Origin of the sequence: Bacteroides ihuae (genome assembly GCF_900104585.1) — a bacterium.
Lineage (GTDB): Bacteria > Bacteroidota > Bacteroidia > Bacteroidales > Bacteroidaceae > Bacteroides > Bacteroides ihuae.
This window is the reverse complement of record NZ_FNVX01000006.1, coordinates 147450-171314: the sequence shown is the minus strand read 5'-3', so window position 1 is coordinate 171314 and position 23865 is coordinate 147450. Positions and strand designations below refer to the sequence as shown.

The following is a 23865-nucleotide window of genomic DNA, read 5'->3' as shown; positions in this document are numbered from 1 at the left end:
GCTTTTTGTAATTTTGTCATAGATTAAGTATCTTATGACAAAAGCGGAGATTCAACAAGTAAAGCTAAGGTTTGGTATTATAGGTAATACTGAGTCTTTAATGCGTGCGATAGATGTTGCCATTCAAGTGGCACCGACCGATTTGTCTGTGCTCATTACGGGCGAAAGTGGTGTGGGAAAAGAAAGTTTTCCGCAAATCATCCATCAATTTAGTCGAAGGAAACATGGACAATATATAGCTGTTAACTGTGGCGCTATACCTGAAGGCACAATCGATTCTGAATTGTTTGGGCATGAGAAAGGTGCATTTACCGGAGCTATTGGTGAACGGAAAGGATATTTCGGTGAAGCTGATGGAGGCACAATTTTTTTGGATGAAGTTGGAGAACTTCCTTTACCTACTCAAGCCCGATTGCTTCGAGTACTCGAAAGTGGGGAATTTTTAAAGGTAGGATCCTCTAAAGTTCAAAAGACGGATGTGCGGATTGTAGCTGCTACAAACGTAAATCTGACTAAGGCTATTTCAGAAGGACGCTTTCGCGAAGACCTTTATTATCGTCTGAATACGGTTCCTATTCAGATTCCGTCTTTACGTGAAAGGGGAGAAGATGTTATTCTACTGTTTCGTAAGTTTGCTTCAGATTTTGCTGAAAAATACCGGATGCCTTCTATTCAACTCACCGAAGACGCTCGCCATAGTCTTCTATCTTATCCTTGGCCGGGTAATGTTCGGCAGTTGAAGAATATCACAGAGCAGATATCAATTATAGAAACAAACCGCGAAATAACAGCAAGCATTTTGCAAACCTACCTGCCGTCTCAACAAGAACAGCGTTTACCAGCACTACTTGGAGTAAAGATTGGTAAAGGGTTTGATAGTGAGCGTGAGATTCTTTATCAAGTTCTGTTCGATATGCGTCAGGATGTGACTGAATTGAAAAGACTTGTTCATGAGATCATGTCTGAAAGAGGAGCAGGATCTAATGCTGTACCTGCGTCTAATACTGCATTTTACTCTCCTTCTGTAGTAACTCCGCCTCAGTCGGGCTCTACTATTAATATAGTGCACCCTTTGGGAAAGCAGCAGGATGATGATATACAAGACACGGAGGAATATATTGAAGAATCTTTGTCACTCGATGATTTGGAAAAAGAGTTGATACGAAAGGCACTTGACAAACATCATGGAAAGAGAAAGAATGCTGCTAAAGATTTGAATATTTCGGAGCGTACCCTTTATAGAAAAATAAAAGAATATGGATTGGATTAAAAAGATAACACGAATAACTTTACTTGTCTCTTTGCTGGTGTTGGTGAATTCGTGTAGTATTTCTTATAAGTTTAATGGGGCTTCCATTAACTATAATAAAGTAAAAACCATTTCTATTGCTGATTTTCCTATAAAAGCGGCTTATGTCTATGCGCCGTTGGCAACAAAGTTTAATGAAAAGTTGAAGGATGTTTACGTTCAGCAAACTCGTTTAAGATTGATACCTCGGAATGCTGATTTGGCAATAGAAGGTGAAATTACTGGCTATAATCAATATAACCAGGCTGTGAAGGCAGACGGTTACTCTTCAGAAGTTAAGCTTACCATAACGGTTAATGTGCGTTATGTGAATAACACTAATCATGAAGAGGATTTTGAGCAGCAGTTTACGGCTTTCCGCACATATGATTCAAAGCAGATGCTTACAGCTGTGCAAGACGAATTGATTGATCAGATGGTGAAAGATATTACAGACCAGGTGTTTAATGCAACTGTAGCTAACTGGTAACACAATGACATCAGCTAATTTACAAGAATGGATCCAGCATCCTGATGTACTGAATAAAGAGACTCTGTATGAACTGCGTACATTGTTGGCTCGTTATCCCTATTTTCAGTCTCTGCGACTTCTCTATCTTAAAAATCTATATTTACTCCATGACATCACTTTTGGTGCAGAGTTGCGAAAGGCTGCGCTTTATGTTGCTGATCGTCGGATTCTTTTCTATGTGATAGAAGGGGATAAATATGTTCTTCATAATTCTAAAAAGAAAAAGGATCTTCTTGATGAATTGGAGAATGAACCTGGCCTGGATCGTACGCTTACTCTTATTGATTCTTTTCTTTCTTCTATACCCGAAGAGACTCTCCAGCAACATACTGATTTTGATTATGCGACGGATTATACACTCTGTTTGCTCGAGGAAGAAGATGTATTGCAGCCTATTGAAGAACCAGAGATTGAAACGCCAAGATTGCGTAGGCATGAACTTATTGATGATTTTATAGAAATGAGTAATGTTAATACTTCATCTTTAAGGCTTGCCCCTTTAGATAAAGAGGAAAGCGAGATGGAATTACCAATGCTTGATGCTTCTCAAGATGAGGAAGATGACAGTTGTTTTACCGAGACATTAGCTAAAATATATATTAAACAGCATCGATATTCTAAAGCACTGGAAATAATTGAAAAGTTAAGCTTGAAATATCCAAAAAAAAATGCTTACTTTGCAGACCAGATTAGGTTCTTAGAAAAATTGATTATTAACGCTAAATCAAAATAACAAAATGTATTTATTATTAGTTATCTTAATGGTTATTGCTGCCATATTGATGTGCTTTATTGTACTGATACAGAATTCCAAGGGAGGAGGTTTGTCTTCAGGCTTCTCTTCATCCAATCAGATTATGGGTGTACGCAAAACCACTGATTTTCTGGAGAAAGCGACCTGGGGATTGGCTGCCTTTATAGTAATATTAAGTGTTGTATCCGCTTACGTCCTTCCTTCTACTACCAGCAGAGATGGAGATGTTATATTGGAGCAAGCTCAGAAAGAAGAAACTACGAACCCGTATAATTTGCCTGCTGGAACAGCTGCTCCTAAAGCAGAAGCAACAGCTCCGGCTACAACATTACCTTCAGATTCTGCATCTAATTAAAGAATCTAGTTTTTAGGCATGAGATAATGAAGCTTCGAAGATAAGAGTTTTGATTTTGTATCAAATTGCTTATCTTCGAAGCTTTTGTATTTATTATTTTGCTCTTTTGATTGTTATTCGAAGTTCTTTGTGTACTTTTGACGCTTTTAGAAGGAATTATCTAACTTGAATTAATGAATTTATAAAAATGACAGAACTTATTAAAACAAAACTAAGTGATTCAAAGGCGGCACGTTGGACAGCTTTGATTGTAGTTTCATTTACCATGATGTGTGGGTACTTTCTAACAGATTGTATGGCGCCACTTGAAGATATGCTTACGAAGGACTTGGGATGGACTTCTACTGAATACGGATTCTTCACAGGAGCATATGGCTATTTTAATGTGTTTCTGTTTATGCTTATCTTAGGTGGAATTATCCTGGATAAAAAGGGCATCCGCTTCACTGGTACTTTTTCTTGTTTGCTTATGGTAGCAGGTGCTGCTATTAAATGTTATGCTGTTTCCCCATTATTTTTAGCACAAGGGCACCTTTGGGGGTTTAGTTATCAAGTACTTTTAGCTTGTTTAGGATTTGCGACTTTCGGAGTTGGTGTTGAAACTGCAGGTATCACTGTTTCTAAGGTTATCGTGAAGTGGTTCAATGGACATGAGTTAGCTTTAGCAATGGGATTGCAAGTAGCTACAGCTCGTATTGGTACTGCTATGGCACTAAGCTTAAGTTTACCAATTGCTAGATATTTTCATAATAACGTTGCAATGCCGGTTCTTTTCGGATTGGTTTTACTTTGTATTGGAACTATTTCATTTCTGGTATACAATGTTATGGACCGTAAACTTGATGCTTCTATTGAGCCTACTCAGGGAGAGACAGAAGAAAGCTTCCGACTGGCAGACATCACAAATATCATAACCAATAAAGGCTTCTGGTTGATTGCAATTCTTTGCGTCCTATTCTACTCGGGCGTTTTTCCTTTCCTTAAGTTTGCTACTAAAATGATGATTTATAAATATGGAATTTCCGAAGGATTGGCTGGTACTATCCCTAGTCTACTTCCTTATGGTACTATCTTGTTGACACCCTTATTTGGTAGTATTTATGATCGTGTAGGGAAAGGTGCTTCTTTGATGGTTTTAGGATCTTTCATGTTAATAATAGTTCATCTATTATTTGCTATGCCGCTTCTTAATGTATGGTGGTTTGCTACGATTGTTATGATTGTACTTGGAGTTGCATTCTCATTAGTACCTTCAGCGATGTGGCCTTCGGTTCCTAAAATTATACCACAACATCAATTAGGTACAGCTTATGCTTTAATCTTCTATGTTCAGAACATCGGTCTATCTTTAGTGCCAATGCTTATTGGATGGGTGATTGACAAATATAGCAAGACTACTCTTCCGGATGGAACACTTACCTATAACTATACTATCCCGATGCTTGTTTTTACTTCTTTTGGCGTTTTGGCTTTGATCGTCTCTTTGATGTTAAAAGCTGAGGATAAGAAGAAAGGCTATGGGCTAGAAAAGGCTAATATTAAGAGCTAGTATCATCTGGCGAAATAAAAAGTCTTAATGTTTTGTTCCTGTATAAAATGGCAGGTAAAAAATAAAGGGAAGACGGTTATCTAATAAATAATCGTCTTCCTCTCATTTATGGCGCTACAGTATGATCGGCTTAATAAAGACTGAATTCTATTTTTCTTCTTCTCTATCAATTTTTACTAGTCCACCTGTAGTGGAGTTAAATAATACTTTAATGGTCGATTTCTTATCAAATAAGGCTGGAGCCAGATATTCGATTATACCGAACTGAGTTACCGAAATTTCCCCATCGAAAAGAAGCTTCTTATCTTTGCTAATCGTTATATGACCTTTGCCCGGAACATTGTAAGCCACGCCTTCAAGTTCTTTTTTCTTATCTTCCAAAGGAGGTATTGTCACAGTCTTCATGTCAGTAAGGTTAACGTAAACAGGTTCGCCGGCTAAATCATTGGCAGCTATTACTCCTAATCTTTTTGAGAATCGGAAAAGTACTTCATTCTTGAACTCTTTACTTGGTACTAAGCGCATTGTGAATGTTTTTTCTTCTCTTTCACTGCTTCCCGAAAACATTTCAGTCATGGCACGTTCCTGCTCATCAAGATTATTGAGCATTAGTTTCAACTGCTCCCCATCCTTCGGCGTGTTGTCAGCCTGTCCCCGCAATAGAGCATTTTTGCTTTCGCGGATATTGTATATCTCTTTTGCAACCAATTCGGCCATCTTAGCTGTCGAGTTCGCCATAAGTATCTCTTCGGTAAGGAAACTACGTGGATCAATTTTCTCGTTTTTCTTGGTTGGCACATCATTTGCAATGGGCGCCTTCTTTGCGATTATAGGCATATTGATCGATTGTACAATACCGTCATTCGTTAATTCCATCAAAGGAGCCACAGTCTTGTCCTTCATCTTAACGAAGTAAGTTCGTTCGCTATCCGGAATTCCGATGGATTGAGCTTTTACACTTACTGATTCCCAGTATTCTTCGGGATCAATAGATATATTTGTGAGATGAAGATAGCGGTCTGCATATTTTCCGAATTCTCCCGGAGTATATGTTACTTTAGTAGCTTTCACTTCTATTTCAACTTCGGTCTTGGGTAAGGCATAAGTTACCCCGAAGTCTTTTCCACGTGTGACTCCTACCGTTACTTTGGTTTGAGCATAGGTTGCAGAAGAGAAAAAAAGTAAGCTTAAAAATAGAATAGAATTTTTCATTTGTTCTTTTTCTTTTGCGGGTTTATGGCAAATATAATGAATGTATCTGATAATGTTATACTAATAGCCGAGGAAAATACTTAATGTTACTTGTGCTATTCACTAAGTATCTTCCATGCTTCAGGCAGAAATTCAATAATATCTCCTGCGGTAAGGCTAATCACACCATACCTTTTCTTTGCAAAATCGCCAGCAAGACCATGAGTGTAAGTGGCTATTTTGCTAGCATCTTCAGCGGGGTATCCTTGAGCCAGCAGTGCAAGGATAATACCTGTCAGCACATCTCCGCTTCCGGCGGTAGCCATCCCCGGATTTCCTGTGGGGTTGAAGTAACATCCTTTTTGCGGGGTTATTATGGTGGAGTATGCACCTTTCAATACAATGTGGACATTTATGGCCTGTGCTAGTTCGCAAGCTTTCATCAATCGCTCGTAAGAATCCTGGCATTTGCCAATCAGGCGTTCAAGTTCTTTGGGATGCGGTGTCAATACAGAACCTTTCGGTATAGAAGAAAGAGCATAACGATTTTCAGCTAGAATATTCAGCGCATCTGCATCGATCACCATAGGTGTTTGGCAACTCTCTATTTGCTGAAGCAGAGTTGCTTCTGTTTCTGCATGTCTACCAAGTCCGGGCCCGATGCCTACTGCTTGATACTCCTCAGTATCTGCTAATGTTCCGAAGTGTGTATCGTTGAAATCGATTTCTACTATGGCTTCCGGAACCGTTGTCTGTAATATATCTCTGTTTTGTGCCGGAACCTGTACTGTCAGCAGCCCAACTCCTGAACGTAAACAGGCGCGCGCTGCAAGAGTTGATGCTCCAGCCATGCCGTATGAACCGGCAATGAGCAATGCATGGCCAAAAATTCCTTTATGTGCAAACCTCTTTCTCGGTTTTATGAGAGTGCGGATATCTTCTAGTTCAAGTAATGAGTAGTCACTTTCGGTCTCTGCAATGGCTTCTTTACTGATTCCAATATCAAGCAAGCTCCATTCTCCCACCAGCTCTTCATTTTCAGAAAAGAGGAATGCCAGTTTCGGCAATTGCAGGCTAAAAGTGTAATCAGCTCTGATGATGTTTGCCCGGATGTTAAACGTATTTTCTTCGCCCATTAATCCGGAAGGCATATCAATCGCTACTACTGTGGCTGGTGAAGCATTGATGTATTTTACTACCGCTGCAAAACCACCATTAAGAGGTTTGTTTAACCCTGATCCGAAGAGTCCATCGATTACCAGATGTGCTTTCGTCAGCGAAGGTGGCGTGAACTGAGATGTTACTTCAGTGAAGCGAACCTCATCCATTACTTCTATCAATTCTTTGTTCGTTTGGCAGTCGGCTGATAACTTCTCTTGTGTGTTGAATAAGTATATTTCTACATTATAGCCTTTTTCTCCTAGCATACGTGCTACTGCCAGGGCATCTCCTCCATTATTTCCCGGGCCCGCAAATACGGTAATAGGTGTTTTCTCTGACCACTTATTTGAGATAGCTGTAGTCAATGCTCGAGCAGCACGTTCCATTAAATCGATGGAACTTATAGGTTCGTGCTCTATTGTGTAAGCATCTAGTTTTCTGATGCTACTGCCTTGGAAAATCTTCATTGTTCTTTGTTTTTATTCTTAGCTTGCAAAAATACTCATTAGAAGTAAAACCGTCAAGCACTTGTCATAAAACTCCCATAAAATAACTACTTTTGCCGTTATTCATAAATTAAAAACAGAGATTATCAAATCATGAGTACACTTAAAGGCCACCCTAAAGGGTTGTATCTGATCTTTGCCACAAGCACAGCCGAACGTTTCAGCTACTATGGTATGCGTGCCATATTTATTCTTTTCCTCACCCAAGCATTAATGTTTGATAAAGATCTGGCCACATCCGTATATGGAAGTTATACCGGCCTTGTTTATCTGACGCCACTTATTGGTGGATATATAGCTGATAAATATTGGGGCATCAGACTTTCTATACGTTGGGGAGCAGTGATGATGGCAATTGGGCAATTTTTGCTTTTTCTCAGTGCCTCGATGCTTGATAAAGAACAATTCTCTCATGGATTCATGTATAGCGGATTAGTGTTACTTATTTTAGGAAACGGTTGTTTCAAACCCACTGTCGCTTCACTTGTGGGACAACTTTATGAGCCGGGTGATAAACGAATTGATTCGGCATACACCATTTTCTATATGGGAGTAAATGTAGGCGCTTTCATCGCACCACTAGTCTGCGGATATTTTGGAGAGACGGGTAATCCAGAAGACTTTAAGTGGGGATTTCTGATTGCTGCTCTTGTCATCATACTAACAATCGTAATATTTGAAACACAGAAGAATAAGTATCTGATAGGGCCCAATGGAATGCAATTGGGAATCACTCCCGATGCAAAGAAAGAAACGCGGGAAGAGCTTGTAACCTCACCTGCGCCATTAACTAGTATTCATAAACTTCGCAATGCTTTTCTCTTGACTCTACTAACACTTGTGCTGGGTTCTTTATTCTATAAATGGATGGATGGAGACTGGGTCAGTGTTGGCATATTTACCGCTTGTATCGTATTCCCTGTTGCTATTTTGCTTGATGGATCATTAACCAAGATAGAGCGCGATCGCATCTTTGTGATTTATATCATCGCTTTTTTCGTGATCTTTTTCTGGGCAGCTTATGAGCAAGCTGGTGCTTCGCTGACTTTATTTGCAGCCGAACAAACAGATCGTGTTATTTTGGGTTGGGAGATGCCTGCTTCATGGATTCAATCTTTCAATCCTTTCTTCGTTGTTATATTGGCATATATTATGCCTACTTTCTGGGGATTCCTTAGTAAACGAAAAATGGAACCTTCTTCTCCTTCCAAACAAGCAATTGGATTACTCTTGCTCTCTTTAGGTTATTTGTTTATCTGCTTTGGCGTGAAGGATGTGCAGCCGGGAGTAAAAGTGAGCTTAATGTGGCTTACCGGACTCTATTTTATACATACGATGGGAGAGATTGCTCTTTCTCCTATCGGTCTTTCTATGGTAAATAAACTTACACCTGTACGCTTTGCCTCTTTGATGATGGGGCTTTGGTACCTTTCAACTGCTACAGCGAATAAGTTCGCCGGTTTGTTAGGCGGCTTTTATCCAGAGGCTGGAAAGACAAAAATCTTACTTGGTTTTCGTATTGAAACGATGTCTGATTTCTTTCTTATTTTTGTCATTATGTCAGGCATTGCTTCACTCATTCTCTTCTTGCTTTCGAAGAAATTGCAGAAGATGATGCATGGAGTGGAATAAAAATCGTACTTTTGCCCCATTATCATAAAATGTATTGGTGATGAATACCATTAAAATAAAAGATCGACTATTCTCCGTTTCCATCATGGAAAAGGATATTCTCAGAGAGGTGAAGCGTGTAGCAGACGAGATAAATAATGACCTAAAGGATCAAAATCCACTTTTTTTAAGTGTATTAAATGGGTCGTTTATGTTTACTGCCGACCTGATGAAACATATTACCATTCCATGTGAGATTTCCTTCGTTAAGTTAGCTTCTTACCAAGGTGTATCGTCTACCGGGGCTATTAAAGAAGTAATCGGCATCAACGAAGATATAGCAGGACGCACTATCGTTATCGTGGAAGATATTGTAGATACGGGACTTACGATGCAGCGTCTTATCGAAACATTGGGAACGCGCGGACCAAAAGAGATTCATATAGCTTCATTGCTTGTGAAACCTGATAAGCTAAAAGTGAAACTTGATATTAAATATGTAGCTATGAAGATACCCAACGATTTTATCGTTGGGTATGGACTCGATTATGATGGCTATGGACGCAACTACCCTGATATTTATACGGTAGTAGAATAATAGGATTAGAACTATTTTTGAATTATAATTTAAGTAAAAAAGATGCTGAATGTTATTATTTTTGGTGCTCCCGGATCAGGAAAGGGAACACAAAGCGAACGTATTGTTGCTAAATACGGAATCAACCACATCTCTACGGGAGATGTTCTTCGTGCAGAAATAAAGAATGGTACGGAGCTTGGCAAAACGGCTAAAGGTTATATCGATCAGGGACAACTCATTCCTGATACATTAATGATTGATATCTTGGCTAGTGTCTTCGATAGTTTCAAAGACAGTAAAGGGGTTATCTTTGATGGTTTTCCTCGTACAATCGCTCAGGCGGAGGCATTGAAAGAGATGCTTGCTACAAGAGGACAAGCTGTTTCTGTTATGCTCGATTTGGATGTAGCCGAAGATGAACTAATGGCTCGTCTTATTAAACGTGGACTAGAATCCGGACGTGCCGATGACAACGAAGAAACAATTAAAAAACGTTTATTTGTTTATCATTCACAAACTTCTCCATTGATTGACTGGTACAAGAAAGAAGGAGTATACCAACATATTACCGGATTGGGTACTATGGATGGAATCTTTGCTGATATTTGCAAAGCAATAGAAAAAGAATAATTTTTTAGTAGCCAAGTATTGAGTTGGATATTGGAAACTCCTAATTCTACTCATTACTTGGCTACTAATCTCTAATAACAAAAAGTATGGCTGAATCGAATTTTGTTGATTACGTAAAGATATATTGCCGCTCTGGAAAGGGAGGTAGAGGATCTACGCACATGAGGCGCGAGAAGTATGTTGCTAACGGTGGCCCTGATGGAGGCGACGGAGGAAGAGGAGGCCATATTATCCTGCGCGGTAATCGGAATTACTGGACACTGCTTCACCTGAAGTATGATCGTCATGCATTGGCCGGTCATGGCGGATCGGGTAGTAAGAACCGTAGTTTCGGTAAAGATGGCGAAGATAAAATAATTGAAGTTCCTTGCGGAACGGTTGTTTATAATGCGGAGACAGGTGATTATATCTGTGATGTAACAGAGCATGATCAAGAAGTAGTTTTGCTCAAAGGTGGCCGTGGTGGTCAGGGTAACTGGCATTTCCGCACAGCAACACGTCAAGCACCACGCTTTGCACAGCCGGGCGAACCAATGCAAGAGTTTACGATCATTATGGAACTCAAGTTGCTGGCTGATGTAGGATTGGTGGGATTCCCGAATGCAGGAAAGTCTACTTTACTCTCATCAATCTCTGCTGCCAAACCAAAGATAGCTGACTATCCGTTTACTACGTTGGAACCTAATTTAGGTATTGTGCCTTATCGTGATGGGAAATCGTTTGTAATGGCAGATATTCCAGGGATCATTGAAGGTGCGAGCGAAGGAAAAGGTTTGGGATTGCGCTTCTTGCGACATATAGAACGTAACTCTTTGTTGCTGTTTATGGTTCCCGCTGATAGCGATGATATTCGTAAAGAATATGAGATTTTGCTGAATGAGCTAAAAACCTTCAATCCTGAAATGCTTGATAAGCAACGAATGCTTGCTGTTACAAAATGTGATATGCTCGATGAGGAGTTGATGGCTGAAATAGAACCAACCTTGCCCGAAGGCGTTCCTCATGTCTTTATCTCTTCATTTACCGGATTGGGTATTTCTACTTTGAAAGATCTCCTATGGGAAGAATTGAATAAGGAGAGTAATAAGATCGAAGGAATTGTCCATCGTCCCAAAGATGTATCTCGTTTGAAAGAAGAACTTCGTGATATGGGCGAAGATGAAGATATAGCTTATAAAGGTGAAATAGAAGTGGAGGAAGAGGAAGACGATCTGGATTACGAATACGACGAAGAAGATTTGGAAGAGAAATGATTTCGTTGACTAAAGATAAAGCGATGTTGGAATATGAACTGTTGAGTCCGTATCCCAACATCGCTTGTTTTGTAACCACCCGTAGTGGTGGATGCAGTTCCGGTGCTTACGGAACATTTAATTGCTCGCCCTTCTCTGGTGATGAAGCGGAGAAGGTCCATCGCAATCAACAGAAACTGTGCCGCTCTCTCCCTCAACTTCCTCATGAACTGATTATTCCTTTCCAAACTCATGGAGTTGAAGTGCACATCATAGATAAAGAATTTATTGAAGCAACAGAGCAACGCCGTGGCGAATTGCTGCATGGAGTAGATGCCGTTGTAACTAAGGAAAAAGGTTACTGCGTCTGCGTGTCTACTGCCGATTGCATTCCCATACTTCTTTACGATCGTGAGAATGAGGTTGTTGCTGCTATTCATGCCGGCTGGAGAGGTACGGTGGGAGCTATTGTGGCAAGAACATTGGATGTAATGAAAGAGGCTTTTGCTTCCAATGGGCCAGATATTCTTGCTTGCGTGGGGCCGGGCATCTCGCTACCATCTTTTGAAGTAGGCGAGGAGGTTTATGATGCTTTCCGTAACCAAGGTTATGACATGCCGCGAATCTCGCAGTGGAATAACGAAACGGGAAAGTATCATCTCGACTTGTGGGAAGCAAATCGTATGCAATTGCTTGAGTTTGGGATACCTGCCGAACAGATACAAGTGGCAGCCATCTGTACGTATATCCATCACGACGAGTTCTTTTCGGCTCGCAGACTGGGTCTTAAATCAGGCCGTATTTTATCAGGAATCATGTTGAACAACAAATAAAGAAGTTATGTATCAGATTACTGTATCACCAGAAATAAAGCTTGCTTGTCCTCATTTTGAGGGAGTAGCAATCTACGCCAAAGTTAAAAATTGCTCTTATAGTGCCGAATTGTGGAATGAAATTAATATTTTTACCGAGCAACTTACTTCGGATACCCGATTAGAAGAGATTAAATCTCAACCTGCCATTGCGGCTACTCGCGAAGCGTACAAGCGATGCGGAAAGGACCCGGGGCGTTATCGCCCTTCTGCCGAAGCATTGCGAAGGCGATTGATGCGAGGTATTCCTCTTTATCAAATTGATACATTAGTCGATCTTATTAATCTTGTTTCTTTGCGAACGGGATACTCTATCGGAGGTTTTGATGCCGATAAAATAGATGGTTTACAATTGGAACTGGGCATCGGAAAGGCTGAGGAACCCTTTGAAGGAATTGGTCGCGGGGTACTTAATATTGAAGGTTTACCTGTTTATCGCGATTCTCTTGGAGGCATTGGCACACCTACTAGTGACAATGAACGCACGAAGATGGATTTGGATACAGTACATATTCTAGCTATTGTAAACGGATATAGCGGTTCCGAAGGCTTGAAAGAGGCGGCTGAGATGATACAGACTTTATTAATAAATTACGCAGAGTCCGACGGTGGGGAGGTCCTGTATTTTAAATAATCACACGATATGAAGCAATTTTTATTTTATGTCTGCATGTTTTGCTTTTCTCTGCAGGTTAGTGCACAGAAAGCATGTCCCTATTTCTCTCAAATGGAAATTAACCACATACGTGTGGCAACTCCGGGTTTGTTTGAGCATAATAATAAGTTGCTTCTTTATTTAGATTCAATTCCAAAGCAAGCTTTTGCTTTTCCACTGCCTGGTGCTAAGGTTATTTCTGCTTACGGTTCGCGTAGGGGGCATAGTGGGGTGGATATCAAAACCTGTGCAAAGGATACTATTTATTGCGCTTTCGATGGTGTGGTGCGCATGGCTAAACCTTATAGTGCCTATGGCAATGTAATTGTCGTGCGCCATTCGGGTGGATTGGAAACGATTTATAGCCATAACTCTAAAAACTTTGTGAAGAGTGGTGATATGGTGAAAGCCGGAGAGCCTATTGCCTTGACTGGTCGCACGGGAAGAGCCACAACGGAACATTTGCATTTTGAGACCCGCTTTAATGGGCAACATTTCAATCCCAATCTTATCTTTAATTTTCAAGAGGGCACACTTCGCCAAGGATGCGTTCAATGCCTCAAGAAAGGCTCTCGTATCTTAGTCAAAGCCCTTTAATTACCTCCTTACTTTGGATATTTGGCCGAAGGTTGTTTCATTAGTTTTATGTACTATAAAACTTTTGTTTTCATACTTAGATACGAATGGTTTCCTTACTATATACCTTTCGTTTCAATACGTGGAAACTAAAGGTTTATAGTGAGGAAACTTTTCCTTCAAAATAAGATCGAGAGACAGAGCAATGTTTTTAATTCACAAACTGAATGCAGACAGGCTTATCTAACTTTATATCTTTTTGGATATCTGTTAGTAATCCAGTCTCAGAGTTTCTCTCAAATACCTGAATCACATTGCTGTCGCGGCAAGCCACAAGTAAGTATTTTCCGTTTGGAGTAATATTGAAGTTTCGTGGATGAATACCTGTTGACTGATAGCCCACCTTCACTAATGTACCATCCGTTTTACTGATGCGGAAGATAGCAATGCCATCGGCTTTCAGACGATTGCTGGCGTAGAGATATTCTCCATCGGGACTGATATGAATATCAGCACTACCACGTGCCCCAACCGTATCGGCAGCTATTGACTGAATCTCTTTTAATTTTCCGTCGGCGTACTCAAAGGCTGTGACTTTACCTGATAACTCGTTGATGAGATAAGCAAACTTTGCGTTAGGTGCAAATGTAAGATGACGAGGCCCAGACCCAGGTTTCAGCTTGAAAGAAAGAGGAGCACCCATACTTAATAATTGCTTCTTGTTTACTGCGTTTGCTTCTTGGTTCACGTTGAATTTATGTATCTTGTCACTGCCTAAATCATCCGCAAAAAGATATTTTCCATCCGGCGTAAAGCGTACGCAATGTAAGTGTGGCGTTTTCTGACGTTCTGGGTCAAGTCCCGATCCTTCAAATGTGATGACTGAAGATGCTTGCAGTAGTGAACCATCTTCTTTAATCGGAAATGCCGAGATACTTCCTCCGCTATAATTGGCCGTAACTACATATTGGCCATTAGTGGTAACATAACATGGGTCGGCCCCCATTGTTTTTTGCGTGTTCAATAAGTTCAGCGTACCCTTCTCTTTGTTCAATGCAAAAGCACTGAGCGCAGCTGTCTCATCCCCTTGTTCACTTACAGCATAGACAAACTTACCATCTTCGGATGGAATGAGATAAGATGGGTTGGATACTTTCACCTCACTCAATGGAGTAGCCACCCCCGTTTGCATGTTGAAACGAAAGGTATAAATACCTTTACTGCTACCGGATGTGTAGGTACCTACAAGCATCGTTAGTTCGCCATTTGTAGCTTCATGTTCTTGTTGATTGGCCTTTTTGAGCTGACAACTGGTTGCTAACATACCGATTGTGCAGATGCTAATTATTTCTTTCACCATTTTTCTTTCTGATTGTTATTTATATGAATACAAAAATACGATAATCTTTCAATTATTGTTTTTTAGAACAAAAAAAACGAAGAATTGACCCGCATTATGCAACAGCTTGCAATATAATATATATATTTGCAACGCTAAAGTGGTTTACCGCTTCCTCTAAAATGGGGTTGACTGGATTTGACAGCGGGCAGAAATGGTGGGTAAGCATGCAGTGCGTCGGTAATTTGCACTCAAATATCAGTTATCAAAATTTTATCTGGCGAAAATAATTACGCTCTTGCTGCTTAATCGAACTAAAGTAGATTAGCTTAATCCAGGCACTAGGTGCTAGGACGAGACATCACTCGGATGCTGTGGCTTCGAAGCTTTCCGGTTCAGTGGTGCAGTAACATCGGAGATAGCCTGAGGCGGCCTCGCACCAATGGCGAAACAACAGAGGATAAGGTTTGGGTTGATGGCTTTGGTTCTGCCCCGACACGAAAATTTAGGCAAAGATAAGCATGTAGAAAGCTTATGATTTCCTCGTTTGGACGAGGGTTCGATTCCCTCCAGCTCCACTTAGCAAACTAATGAAATAAGTTCCGTATAAACCTATAATTTATACGGAACTTACTATTCAGGCAAAAGCAACAATGAATGCAACTTTCATCAATGTACATTAGACTATTGCTTAGTCATTGATTCAAGATCGGAGTGGTTGTTTCTGTGCTGGATAAGTAACGATAACTATGATTGAGACTTTTTCTGATAAACTACTATGAACGCTAAAGTATAAATAGAATGGCTTATTTTCTATTAAATAGTTTTGTTGAACGTTTGCTACCCATTGAGCGGAGCTCTTTTCTTTTTTTGAATAATCATCATACTGAATTTTGGGATTACTTTATGATGCTCTATTCAGGCAAATTTCTTTGGATCCCTCTTTGTGTTTGTGTTTTGATTCTTACTTTCTATAAAACGAAATGGCAACAAGCTCTTTTATTTATTGGCTGTTTTGCCCTTCTGTTTTGTCTTTGTGATCAAATATCGGCAGGTGTTATAAAACCACTTTTTTGTAGGCTGCGTCCAACTCATCATCCTGATTTTATGGCTCAAGTACTAACTGTTGATAACTACAGAGGCGGTCGTTATGGATTTGTTTCTGCTCATGCTGCAAACGGATTTGGTGCTGTTGTTTTCTTATCGCTCGTTTATCGATATTATTTATTCACTGCTGTCTTGTCTCTCTGGGCGCTGATAACTTGTTACTCTCGCATCTATCTTGGGGTACATTTTATTACCGATATAATTGGCGGTATGATTGTTGGCGCTATTTGCGGCTTTTTAACCTATCAGTTATTTAAATATTTGCGTGCCAAGTTCTTTGGTCTATCCCCAACTGAAAGTAGGAAGCCTGCTTACTCAAGGCTGCACGCAAATATCTTAATGATCGTCATAGGCGTTACTGTCTTTACCGACGTAGTCATCTCAGTGTGTAAGATGTATATTTGAGTGTATCTAGCGTTTCTTTGCTGTAAGCAGAAATACCGGATATTCGCGTAGCCCTTCGTCCATTTTTCTTTTTACCACAAAGCAAGGTTCATAAGAGATATTTGTGAATCCTATTTTTTCGAGGCTTGCCTTTAATTGGGTAGGATCAAATCCGTTGTGTCCATTGAATCCTTTGCCGTGAAACGAGCCATCTTCTGTATATAGGTCGGCAATAGCCAGATATCCATCCGGATTGAGTAACCGGTAAAATCGTTCGAAGACGAGATCTAGCTTAAGTACATGATGCATTGCCATCTGTGTAAAGATGCAATCGTATTTGGCGTCTTTATATTCTCCTTTTTCCAGGTCGATAAGGATAGGAGATAGCATAGGTGAATTACTTCGGGCAACTTTCTCTTGCATCACTTTCACCATTTCGGTTGAGCTATCCATCAGTGTTATGTTTGCGAAAGACTCAGATAAGAGGAAGCTCAGGATGCCGGTGCCTGCTCCATATTCCATTGCAGTCATCTTTGCGGTGATGGGTAGTATTTGACGCATTTTTTCGGCTATAGCTTCTGAACGTTCCCAATGAGTGGGATCATTATCCCATTGTTGGGCTCTTGTATCGAATAGATTCATTCTTTTATGTTTTCGTTGTTACTTAGTTATACTCTTTAAAAAAGTACCTAGATAACAATGAGTATGTGCCAATAGTTCTTCTTTCGAGTTTTTGTTTCTTTAATTACTTGCCTGTTTTTTTTGCTTGAAGGTACTTAGTGTGGTCGTTTTTATCTACTTTTGGACTTTCGAACAATATGGTGGAACGTAAAATCATACACATTGATATGGATGCTTTCTTTGCTTCGGTGGAGCAGAGAGACAATCCCGAATTGCGTGGAAAACCGGTTGCTGTGGGCTATTCTGAAGAGCGAGGAGTAGTGGCTGCTGCAAGTTATGAGGCCAGGCGTTACGGTGTTCGTTCAGCTATGTCCTCTTTAAAAGCGAAGAATCTTTGTCCCCATCTTATTTTTGTACCTGGACGGATGAGTGCTTACAAAGCTGTCTCTCGACAAATTCACGAAATCTTTCATCAATATACCGATCTTATTGAGCCATTGTCTCTTGATGAGGCTTTTCTGGATGTTACGGGAAATAAGAAGGGGATTAGTCTGGCTGTCGATATTGCTGTGGCAATTAAAAAAAGCATTCGAGAGGAATTGAACTTAGTTGCGTCGGCTGGTGTGTCTTACAATAAATTTCTGGCTAAGATAGCCTCCGACTATCGTAAACCGGATGGACTTTGCACCATTCATCCACAGCAAGCACTTGATTTCATCTCTCATCTGTCAATTGAATCTTTCTGGGGAGTAGGGCCCGTAACGGCTAAGAAAATGCATACTTTGGGCATTCACAATGGCGAACAACTTCGGTTGTGCACTGTAGAAATGCTGACTCGACAATTTGGTAAGGCAGGCTTGATGTATTATGACTTTTCGAGAGGAATTGATCTTCGTCCGGTTGAGGCTGTGAGGATTCGAAAGTCGGTCGGCTGCGAGCGAACATTAGAAAAAGATATTAGTCTGCGTTCGTCGGTCATTATTGAATTGTATCATGTGGCAGTAGAGCTTGTTGAACGTTTGAAACAGGCTGATTTTACGGGGAATACGCTGACTTTAAAAATTAAGTTTCACGACTTTAATCAGATAACGCGAAGTTCCACTCAGACTAATGAGCTTAAAACATTGAATGAGATACTACCTCTGGCTAAGCAATTACTCAAGGAGGTGGAATACAGTAACCATCCGATACGACTTATCGGCCTTTCTGTTTCTAACCCGAAAGAGTTGGTTGACGAGAAAGAGGAATGGGAACAACTGAGCTTTGAGTTTAGTGATTGGTCAGATTAGTTTGCATTATGCTATACGGTGAGTGACTTATTACCTTAATTGCTACTTGCTTCATTGTATTTGCAGGTAGATTATTGTATTTTTGTGCAGATTAAATAGCTCAATATGAATGCAAGAAGATTCCTCTTTATTATATCTCTACTTTTTTCCATGATAACATATAGTAATAAAGTAACTGAAGGGATAGGCGTGCCGTGGGAGTTGGCTACACTTCGTAAGCAAACTATTCACAATCTGGAGTATAAACTGAGTTTTACTATTCCTAAAGTGAAAGCGGAAATTGTCACCGGCAAGGTTTTGATACATTTTACTTTATCGGAGAAAACATCCCTCATTGTAGACTTTCGTGAAGAAGCAGACAAAGTTCGCTCTTTGTTGCTTAATGGGAAACCGGTTCCTTATCGGGTGAGTAATGAACATATCATCATCGATCAGAAACATGTCTCAAAAGGTACGAATGAATTGAACATCACATTCATTGCCGGAAACCAATCGCTGAATAGGAACGACGAATTTCTATACACCTTGCTTGTACCCGATCGGGCACGTACGCTTTTTCCTTGTTTCGACCAGCCCAATCTGAAGGCTCGTTTCACACTCGAGCTTGAATTACCTACTTCGTGGAGCGCTGTCTCCAACTCGGGCGTAACAAAAGAGACGAAAGCAGGAGAGAGAAAAAGCCTTCTGTTTGCCACGACCGAACCGTTGAGTACCTATCTGTTTGCCTTTGCTGCCGGCGAGTTTAAACAAGCGAAAGCCACAAGAAAAGGTAGAACCATTGCGGCCTATTATCGTGAAACGGACGAAAAGAAGGTAGCGCAACTTGATACGGTTTTTTCTCAGATATTCGATGCACTGGAGTGGCAAGAAGCTTTTACTGGCATTGTTTATCCGTTCTCTAAATATGATTTTGTGGTTTTGCCTGGTTTTCAGTTTGGTGGAATGGAGCACACTGGCGCTACGTTTTATAACGATAGGCGCATCCTCTTGAATGAGCATGCCACTCCTGATGAAGAGTTAGAACGCACACAATTGATTACCCATGAAACCTCCCACATGTGGTTTGGAGACTTGGTTACGATGAATTGGTTTGACGATGTTTGGACGAAAGAGGTCTTTGCCAATTATTTTGCATCAGTCATGTCAGAGCCTGTGTTTCCGAAAGTAAATCATCGGCTAAATAATCTGAAGACATTCACGGCTGCTTCTTTATCCGAAGATAGAACGTTGGGTACCACTTCCATTCAGCAACCTCTCGATAACTTGAGCAATGCCGGTTTGATCTATGGTAATATTATTTACGACAAGGCTCCGGTGATGATGCAAAAGTTAGTGGAGATAATGGGATGGGAGGCCTTTCGCAGTGGAATACGTCAATACCTCACTACTTATGCTTATGGAAATGCTACTTGGGATGATCTGATTAATATTTTGGATAGTAAGACCGATGCCGACTTAACCTCATTTAGTAATGTATGGGTGAAGCAAAAAGGAATGCCGGATATTTCTCTTATTCCTTCCGAAAACGGTTTTACAGTAAGACAAGCCGACCCATGGAAACGAGACTTGGTTTGGCCCCAACGTTTTGCAGTGAAGGTAGTAGGAGAGAAGGATACTCTTATTCATGTGGATCTAACGACAAGCAAATGTGAAATTCCTCTTGGCTTTGCAGCCGAGAAACTGTTGCCTAACTATGATGGACGAGGTTACGGACGTTTTCTTTTAGATAAATTGACAGCCGATTATTTATTGAATCATTGGGCGGAAGAGAAAGATGACTTGGCTCGCCAGTCGTACCTGATGACGCTTTACGAAAACAGACTCTGCTTCCGTATTAGTAACAGTGACTTTGTTCGCTCGTTGCTGGTTGGGTTGAAGCATGAATTGAACGATTTGGTTGCATCTTCTATCGTGAGCTATTTGTGGAATTCTGTTTTAGAGTTGCGTGGTGATGAACGTGGCGTCGCTGAGGCTACTCTGTTTGACCTGAGCAATGAACATCCGTTGACTTCTTGTCGCATTCAACTGAAACGGATGCTTCGGGATGTAGCTGAATCGCCCAAAGTGGTTGGCGAGCTCTATGTGATTTGGGATGTGGCTTCGGATCAACTATTGAGTGAACGGGATTATACTTCGCTTGCATACAATCTTTGCTTGAAAATGCCCGAAAAGTACGAGGTTATATCTGCCAAGCAACGCGCAAGAATTAGTAATTCGGATCGTTTGAGAGAGTTTGATTTTATTATACCTTCATTAACACCCGATTCGCTAAAGAGAGATTCTATCTTTCAGTCGCTTTCCAGAGCCGAGAATCGACGAATAGAGCCATGGACGCAAACTGTTTTGGCGTTCTTGAATCATCGCAGTCACGAACCAAGTTCGGTGAAATACATTCGTCCGGGACTTGAACTATTGAAGGAAGTGCAACGCACAGGTGATATATTCTTTCCCAGAGGTTGGGCTAATGCATTGCTAGGAAGTCATCGTAGCACTGAGGCCTACCAAGCGGTAAAGACCTTTTTTGCAGAACATCCTGATTATCCGCAATTATTGAAGAACAAAATTTTGCAAGCGGCCTATCCACTCTATCGAGTAAATGGAGAGTGGATAGAACCACAGGAATGAGATTATTGTATTCCTAATTTGTTTCTTAGTTCTTTTGTCAAAGCATCTTTGTGAACCATCACATAGATGGTTTTGGCGCGCACATAGCTTTGAGACATATTGAGATAGCCATTGAACTTATTACGTTCTGTTCCCCATGAATTCTTGGTCATGTAGTACTCTGTGCCGTTTTGATCTTTAACAATTCCGGTGAGGTGCATCAAGTGGTCGTCTGTAGTCTGAAAATCTTCATATCCTTGCTGACGGATATCTTGAGTTACATTCACCTCAGGACAAGGCTGCTCAAATTTGTATGCCTCCTGCAGGCGAGCTTCTTTACTCATCTTCTCGAAGCGTGCTCTATCTGTGGTGGTAGATTCGCCGATCTTTTCTGTTTCGAGATTAATGGCTACTCCATTTTTGAATGAGAATCCTTTTTCGCTAACATCTCCGTCCCAGCATACAGTGTATCCATTGTTCAGTGCATGGTCTATTACCTCCATCATTTCATCGAGTGGCAGATTGTACATCAATTGATGTTCCCAGTTATCGGGCACTTCAGGAGCAAATACCTGATAGTAAGGTTTGTGGCTGAAACTAGTTAGTTCTACATAGTCATCCATGTTTAATCCTAAGCTAGTTGCAAAAGTTTTAGGAGTATATTCCTTACCATTATAGGTAAACTTCTGTGGTATTTTCCCCAGATAAATATCAAATAGACTATTGAGCAATTTATAATATTCAGGGCTTCGTTTAGATAGTTTTATGGCAGTATCAGCTATAGCCGATATGTATTCTGCCAATTCATTGTGGTTGTGCCCTTTGGAATCATAATTAATCCCGCTGTAAACCTCTTCAGGAACAATACCGACTTCCTTATAAGCGTTCATAAATGTGTGCGAGAGACTTCCTTGTCCAATGTTTCCTTCTCCCTTCCGGAGATAATTATCCTCTAGCTGATTCATGTACTTTTGACGAACAATGAACATTTCTGATAAATCGTAAGTACCTTTGCCCATACGAATCAGCTCCGATTCCATAAAAGAAGCTGTGGCAAAACACCAGCAGGTGCCACTGGAAGCCTGATTTTTAACAGGGGTAGCTTCCTGAGATACAATTGTTGTGAATTGATATCCGGGTGTTTGAGCGATTACATTTGTCGCAAGTAACAGAGTTGCGACTGATAAAATAAAAGTTCTCATATTGTTTTGTTCTTTTAATTCCCACAGATTATTTCTCATGTGGCTTTTCATTTAATTTAGAGTTGGCTTAGAACCCCTTTTGAAAATCGTGCCAGAATTTGTCGCCCATTTCCTGCCAACGCAGCAATGTTGCTCCTGCAAAATCAGCCGTATATCCTGTGAGGAAAGCTTGTGCAGCCTTTTCTCCTTGTGCCTTTAATATTTCAGTATACTGTTTTTCGACAAAGGGTAATTCGCGTTGTCCTTTTTGATCGAAGTAGTTGAGATTGCTCTCCATTATTTTTTTTGTTGCGCCCCATTTTACTGTTGCTAACTTGTTAGCTCTTCTAAAAGCCCAAATAGCCGCATCTTCACGATAGCGGTGCTGCCCACAAATCTTGAAACATTCCGGCAACTCCTTTGTACCACAAAATATGGGGATGCGAGGGCTTTGTCCAGGATTATCCAATGAGAGCCATACTACACCTCCAACAGCATCAGGAAGCCAGCTACGTAACTGAATGACAGTGGAGTAGGAACATTGTGGCACAGCAATGCTTCTAGCGTTTTTTACAACGCCTCCTTTAATTGCGTTTAGCATATTCATCATATCTCTGCTCATCCATGGGTTGGCCGCGGGGCTGATGATAGTATCCTTTTCTTCGCTATCTTTTCTCTTTACTGCGATCTTTAAATTTTGAGTGACGTCCCAGTCTGTTCCCTCGTAAGTTTGGCGGAGTAACTTTACTACATCTAGGGCTGAAACAGGTTTTTCCGGCTTTACACTGAAAGGTAGTTCCTCCGAATCATAACTTAGATGGAGCGATGGAGCTAAGGCATTCAATACGAAGAATTCTCTAACACTGAACGCTTTTTTCTCTCCGAAATAGTTAGCGCCACTATACGCTTTCCAGAATTTGAAAGGGGCTTTCCCATCCCAAAAACCTAACTTTTGGGCTACTTCAAAAACATTCTTAGAAGCCATGTAGTTATTTGTATCTTTTAAATCTAATGTGCTAATACGTGATATGTTTGCCGAAATCCCGACGTGATTGTCGGGGATCCGTACGGCTGCCCATACACCTCCTACTTTATCTTTTCCTTCACCGAATATCTCAAAGTGCCATACTTCTTTCGGGTCGGCAAAGGTGAGGCATTCTCCCCAGTCGGCATACCCGTATTTTTCTACTAGTTCTCCGATAAGCGTAATGGCTTGACGAGCAGTAGTACAACGTTGTAATGCTACTTTTTCAAGTTCTTCAATCATAAACATCCCATTAGGGTTAACTAATTCCTTACGGCCGCTGATGGTTGTTTCTCCAATACCTAATTGCTTCTCGTTCAGACATGGATAAGCTGTATCCAAAAAAGAAAAGGTAGAGCGTGCTTGGGGGATGTATCCTTTTAATTTCAAGCCGGTGGCATCATCTACAAACTCTGTATGCAACCGATCTTGATAAATAGCCATTGTGGTATCTTTCTCGTAAATCGCTTCCGGCTCTACTGCTACCCATGTGCGGTAATAACTGTCACAAGTATGGCTTGTGATAACAGAACCATCAGCTGATGCTTTTTTACCGACCATGATGCTTGTACAACTTTCGGGATTAAGCACTGGCATTTGTTTGTAGAATTCTTGAGCAATACATGTTGAACTCAATGCGGAGAGAAAAGCAAGAGTTGTAGCAACTAATTTCATCCTTTATTTGGTTTTGAGTGTTTACACTACAAACATATACAAAAATATTGATTTATAGAGGTGTTCAGTGAAAAACAGGAGTATTTGCTTCAAAAATATATCAAAAAAGCGGAGATACCTATTGGTTCCCCGCTTTTTGCTATTCTATC

Annotated in this window: 21 protein-coding genes and 1 other RNA gene; 16 read left to right on the top strand and 6 right to left on the bottom strand. The window is 40.6% G+C overall.

Translation table 11 applies throughout. The annotated features are described in order from the left end of the window. Positions 1 to 34: 34 nt before the first annotated feature. The 5 genes from BQ5338_RS11580 (at position 35) to BQ5338_RS11560 (ending at position 4478) form a co-directional block, all read left to right on the top strand. The gene (locus BQ5338_RS11580; protein ID WP_071147019.1) at positions 35 to 1270 is read left to right on the top strand and encodes a sigma-54 interaction domain-containing protein; all 1236 of its coding nucleotides are present in this window, start codon (positions 35 to 37) and stop codon (positions 1268 to 1270) included. Next, positions 1257 to 1778, top strand: a complete 522-nt coding sequence (locus BQ5338_RS11575) for an LptE family protein (protein ID WP_071147018.1) — start codon at positions 1257 to 1259, stop codon at positions 1776 to 1778. Before BQ5338_RS11580 ends, BQ5338_RS11575 begins: the two co-directional genes overlap by 14 nt. A 4-nt stretch (positions 1779 to 1782) precedes the next feature. Then, a complete protein-coding gene (locus tag BQ5338_RS11570) occupies positions 1783 to 2553 on the top strand; it encodes a hypothetical protein (RefSeq protein WP_071147017.1) in 771 nt (256 codons plus the stop codon). Between the two features lie 4 nt (positions 2554 to 2557). Further along, a complete protein-coding gene (gene secG, locus BQ5338_RS11565; RefSeq protein ID WP_071147016.1) occupies positions 2558 to 2929 on the top strand; it encodes a preprotein translocase subunit SecG in 372 nt (123 codons plus the stop codon). Positions 2930 to 3116: 187 nt separating this feature from the next. Then, positions 3117 to 4478 carry an MFS transporter gene (locus BQ5338_RS11560; protein WP_071147015.1) on the top strand — a complete coding sequence of 454 codons (1362 nt, stop codon included), beginning with the start codon at positions 3117 to 3119 and terminating at the stop codon, positions 4476 to 4478. 147 nt (positions 4479 to 4625) lie between these two features. On the opposite strand, the gene BQ5338_RS11555 is transcribed toward BQ5338_RS11560, so the two are convergent. Both BQ5338_RS11555 and BQ5338_RS11550 read right to left on the bottom strand, forming a co-directional pair. Continuing rightward, positions 4626 to 5690 carry a DUF4831 family protein gene (locus BQ5338_RS11555; protein ID WP_071147014.1) on the bottom strand — a complete coding sequence of 355 codons (1065 nt, stop codon included), beginning with the start codon at positions 5688 to 5690 and terminating at the stop codon, positions 4626 to 4628. Between the two features lie 95 nt (positions 5691 to 5785). Further along, on the bottom strand, positions 5786 to 7297 hold the full coding sequence (locus tag BQ5338_RS11550; RefSeq protein WP_071147013.1) for a bifunctional ADP-dependent NAD(P)H-hydrate dehydratase/NAD(P)H-hydrate epimerase: 1512 nt from the start codon (positions 7295 to 7297) through the stop codon (positions 5786 to 5788). Positions 7298 to 7429: 132 nt separating this feature from the next. Here BQ5338_RS11550 and BQ5338_RS11545 point away from each other — a divergent pair, with 132 nt between their 5' ends. The 7 genes from BQ5338_RS11545 (at position 7430) to BQ5338_RS11515 (ending at position 13513) form a co-directional block, all read left to right on the top strand. After that, the gene (locus BQ5338_RS11545) at positions 7430 to 8968 is read left to right on the top strand and encodes a peptide MFS transporter (RefSeq protein WP_071147012.1); all 1539 of its coding nucleotides are present in this window, start codon (positions 7430 to 7432) and stop codon (positions 8966 to 8968) included. A gap of 40 nt (positions 8969 to 9008) precedes the next feature. Continuing rightward, positions 9009 to 9545, top strand: a complete 537-nt coding sequence (gene hpt / locus BQ5338_RS11540; RefSeq protein ID WP_071147011.1) for a hypoxanthine phosphoribosyltransferase — start codon at positions 9009 to 9011, stop codon at positions 9543 to 9545. Between the two features lie 42 nt (positions 9546 to 9587). Beyond that, positions 9588 to 10157, top strand: a complete 570-nt coding sequence (locus tag BQ5338_RS11535) for an adenylate kinase (RefSeq protein WP_071147010.1) — start codon at positions 9588 to 9590, stop codon at positions 10155 to 10157. A gap of 86 nt (positions 10158 to 10243) precedes the next feature. After that, positions 10244 to 11410 (top strand): GTPase ObgE, encoded by a 1167-nt coding sequence (gene obgE / locus BQ5338_RS11530; protein WP_071147009.1) that lies wholly within the window; start codon positions 10244 to 10246, stop codon positions 11408 to 11410. Continuing rightward, a complete protein-coding gene (pgeF, locus tag BQ5338_RS11525; protein ID WP_071147008.1) occupies positions 11407 to 12222 on the top strand; it encodes a peptidoglycan editing factor PgeF in 816 nt (271 codons plus the stop codon). Before obgE ends, pgeF begins: the two co-directional genes overlap by 4 nt. A 7-nt stretch (positions 12223 to 12229) precedes the next feature. After that, entirely contained in the window at positions 12230 to 12895 is a 666-nt protein-coding gene (locus BQ5338_RS11520) for a B3/B4 domain-containing protein (protein WP_071147007.1), read from the top strand. 9 nt (positions 12896 to 12904) lie between these two features. Then, positions 12905 to 13513 (top strand): M23 family metallopeptidase, encoded by a 609-nt coding sequence (locus BQ5338_RS11515; RefSeq protein ID WP_078063479.1) that lies wholly within the window; start codon positions 12905 to 12907, stop codon positions 13511 to 13513. Positions 13514 to 13703: 190 nt separating this feature from the next. Here BQ5338_RS11515 and BQ5338_RS11510 read toward each other — a convergent pair whose 3' ends face one another. Then, positions 13704 to 14852: a lactonase family protein gene (locus BQ5338_RS11510; RefSeq protein WP_071147005.1), complete on the bottom strand. Its 1149-nt coding sequence runs from the start codon at positions 14850 to 14852 to the stop codon at positions 13704 to 13706. Between the two features lie 163 nt (positions 14853 to 15015). On the opposite strand from BQ5338_RS11510, the gene ssrA reads away from it, so the two are divergent. Together ssrA and BQ5338_RS11500 are read left to right on the top strand one after the other, a co-directional pair. Further along, positions 15016 to 15412, top strand: a transfer-messenger RNA (tmRNA) gene (ssrA, locus tag BQ5338_RS11505). Positions 15413 to 15632: 220 nt separating this feature from the next. After that, positions 15633 to 16343, top strand: coding sequence for a phosphatase PAP2 family protein (locus BQ5338_RS11500; RefSeq protein WP_071147004.1), 711 nt, complete (start codon positions 15633 to 15635; stop codon positions 16341 to 16343). A gap of 6 nt (positions 16344 to 16349) precedes the next feature. Here the strand turns inward: BQ5338_RS11500 and BQ5338_RS11495 are convergent, their stop codons facing one another. Then, positions 16350 to 16964, bottom strand: coding sequence for a class I SAM-dependent methyltransferase (locus tag BQ5338_RS11495; RefSeq protein WP_071147003.1), 615 nt, complete (start codon positions 16962 to 16964; stop codon positions 16350 to 16352). Positions 16965 to 17140: 176 nt separating this feature from the next. On the opposite strand from BQ5338_RS11495, the gene dinB reads away from it, so the two are divergent. Both dinB and BQ5338_RS11485 read left to right on the top strand, forming a co-directional pair. Next, complete coding sequence (gene dinB, locus BQ5338_RS11490) at positions 17141 to 18232, top strand: DNA polymerase IV (RefSeq protein ID WP_071147002.1); 1092 nt, start codon at positions 17141 to 17143, stop codon at positions 18230 to 18232. A gap of 105 nt (positions 18233 to 18337) precedes the next feature. Next, a complete protein-coding gene (locus tag BQ5338_RS11485; RefSeq protein WP_071147001.1) occupies positions 18338 to 20857 on the top strand; it encodes a M1 family metallopeptidase in 2520 nt (839 codons plus the stop codon). Between the two features lie 2 nt (positions 20858 to 20859). On the opposite strand, the gene BQ5338_RS11480 is transcribed toward BQ5338_RS11485, so the two are convergent. Both BQ5338_RS11480 and BQ5338_RS11475 read right to left on the bottom strand, forming a co-directional pair. Continuing rightward, positions 20860 to 22038 (bottom strand): C1 family peptidase, encoded by a 1179-nt coding sequence (locus BQ5338_RS11480; RefSeq protein ID WP_071147833.1) that lies wholly within the window; start codon positions 22036 to 22038, stop codon positions 20860 to 20862. Between the two features lie 67 nt (positions 22039 to 22105). After that, entirely contained in the window at positions 22106 to 23716 is a 1611-nt protein-coding gene (locus BQ5338_RS11475; RefSeq protein ID WP_071147000.1) for a dipeptidase, read from the bottom strand. Positions 23717 to 23865: the final 149 nt, after the last annotated feature.

Bases quoted from the DNA above. Each gene is read 5' to 3' on its own strand.
- hpt (WP_071147011.1), top strand. From the start codon at position 9,009: ATGAATACCATTAAAATAAAAGATCGACTATTCTCCGTTTCCATCATG.
- BQ5338_RS11480 (WP_071147833.1), bottom strand. From the start codon at position 22,038: ATGAGAACTTTTATTTTATCAGTCGCAACTCTGTTACTTGCGACAAAT.
- dinB (WP_071147002.1), top strand. From the start codon at position 17,141: ATGGTGGAACGTAAAATCATACACATTGATATGGATGCTTTCTTTGCT.
- secG (WP_071147016.1), top strand. From the start codon at position 2,558: ATGTATTTATTATTAGTTATCTTAATGGTTATTGCTGCCATATTGATG.
- BQ5338_RS11515 (WP_078063479.1), top strand. From the start codon at position 12,905: ATGAAGCAATTTTTATTTTATGTCTGCATGTTTTGCTTTTCTCTGCAG.
- pgeF (WP_071147008.1), top strand. From the start codon at position 11,407: ATGATTTCGTTGACTAAAGATAAAGCGATGTTGGAATATGAACTGTTG.
- BQ5338_RS11500 (WP_071147004.1), top strand. From the start codon at position 15,633: ATGGCTTATTTTCTATTAAATAGTTTTGTTGAACGTTTGCTACCCATT.
- BQ5338_RS11495 (WP_071147003.1), bottom strand. From the start codon at position 16,964: ATGAATCTATTCGATACAAGAGCCCAACAATGGGATAATGATCCCACT.
- BQ5338_RS11520 (WP_071147007.1), top strand. From the start codon at position 12,230: ATGTATCAGATTACTGTATCACCAGAAATAAAGCTTGCTTGTCCTCAT.
- BQ5338_RS11485 (WP_071147001.1), top strand. From the start codon at position 18,338: ATGAATGCAAGAAGATTCCTCTTTATTATATCTCTACTTTTTTCCATG.
- BQ5338_RS11475 (WP_071147000.1), bottom strand. From the start codon at position 23,716: ATGAAATTAGTTGCTACAACTCTTGCTTTTCTCTCCGCATTGAGTTCA.
- BQ5338_RS11570 (WP_071147017.1), top strand. From the start codon at position 1,783: ATGACATCAGCTAATTTACAAGAATGGATCCAGCATCCTGATGTACTG.
- BQ5338_RS11580 (WP_071147019.1), top strand. From the start codon at position 35: ATGACAAAAGCGGAGATTCAACAAGTAAAGCTAAGGTTTGGTATTATA.
- BQ5338_RS11555 (WP_071147014.1), bottom strand. From the start codon at position 5,690: ATGAAAAATTCTATTCTATTTTTAAGCTTACTTTTTTTCTCTTCTGCA.
- BQ5338_RS11545 (WP_071147012.1), top strand. From the start codon at position 7,430: ATGAGTACACTTAAAGGCCACCCTAAAGGGTTGTATCTGATCTTTGCC.
- BQ5338_RS11510 (WP_071147005.1), bottom strand. From the start codon at position 14,852: ATGGTGAAAGAAATAATTAGCATCTGCACAATCGGTATGTTAGCAACC.
- BQ5338_RS11560 (WP_071147015.1), top strand. From the start codon at position 3,117: ATGACAGAACTTATTAAAACAAAACTAAGTGATTCAAAGGCGGCACGT.
- BQ5338_RS11535 (WP_071147010.1), top strand. From the start codon at position 9,588: ATGCTGAATGTTATTATTTTTGGTGCTCCCGGATCAGGAAAGGGAACA.
- BQ5338_RS11550 (WP_071147013.1), bottom strand. From the start codon at position 7,297: ATGAAGATTTTCCAAGGCAGTAGCATCAGAAAACTAGATGCTTACACA.
- BQ5338_RS11575 (WP_071147018.1), top strand. From the start codon at position 1,257: ATGGATTGGATTAAAAAGATAACACGAATAACTTTACTTGTCTCTTTG.
- obgE (WP_071147009.1), top strand. From the start codon at position 10,244: ATGGCTGAATCGAATTTTGTTGATTACGTAAAGATATATTGCCGCTCT.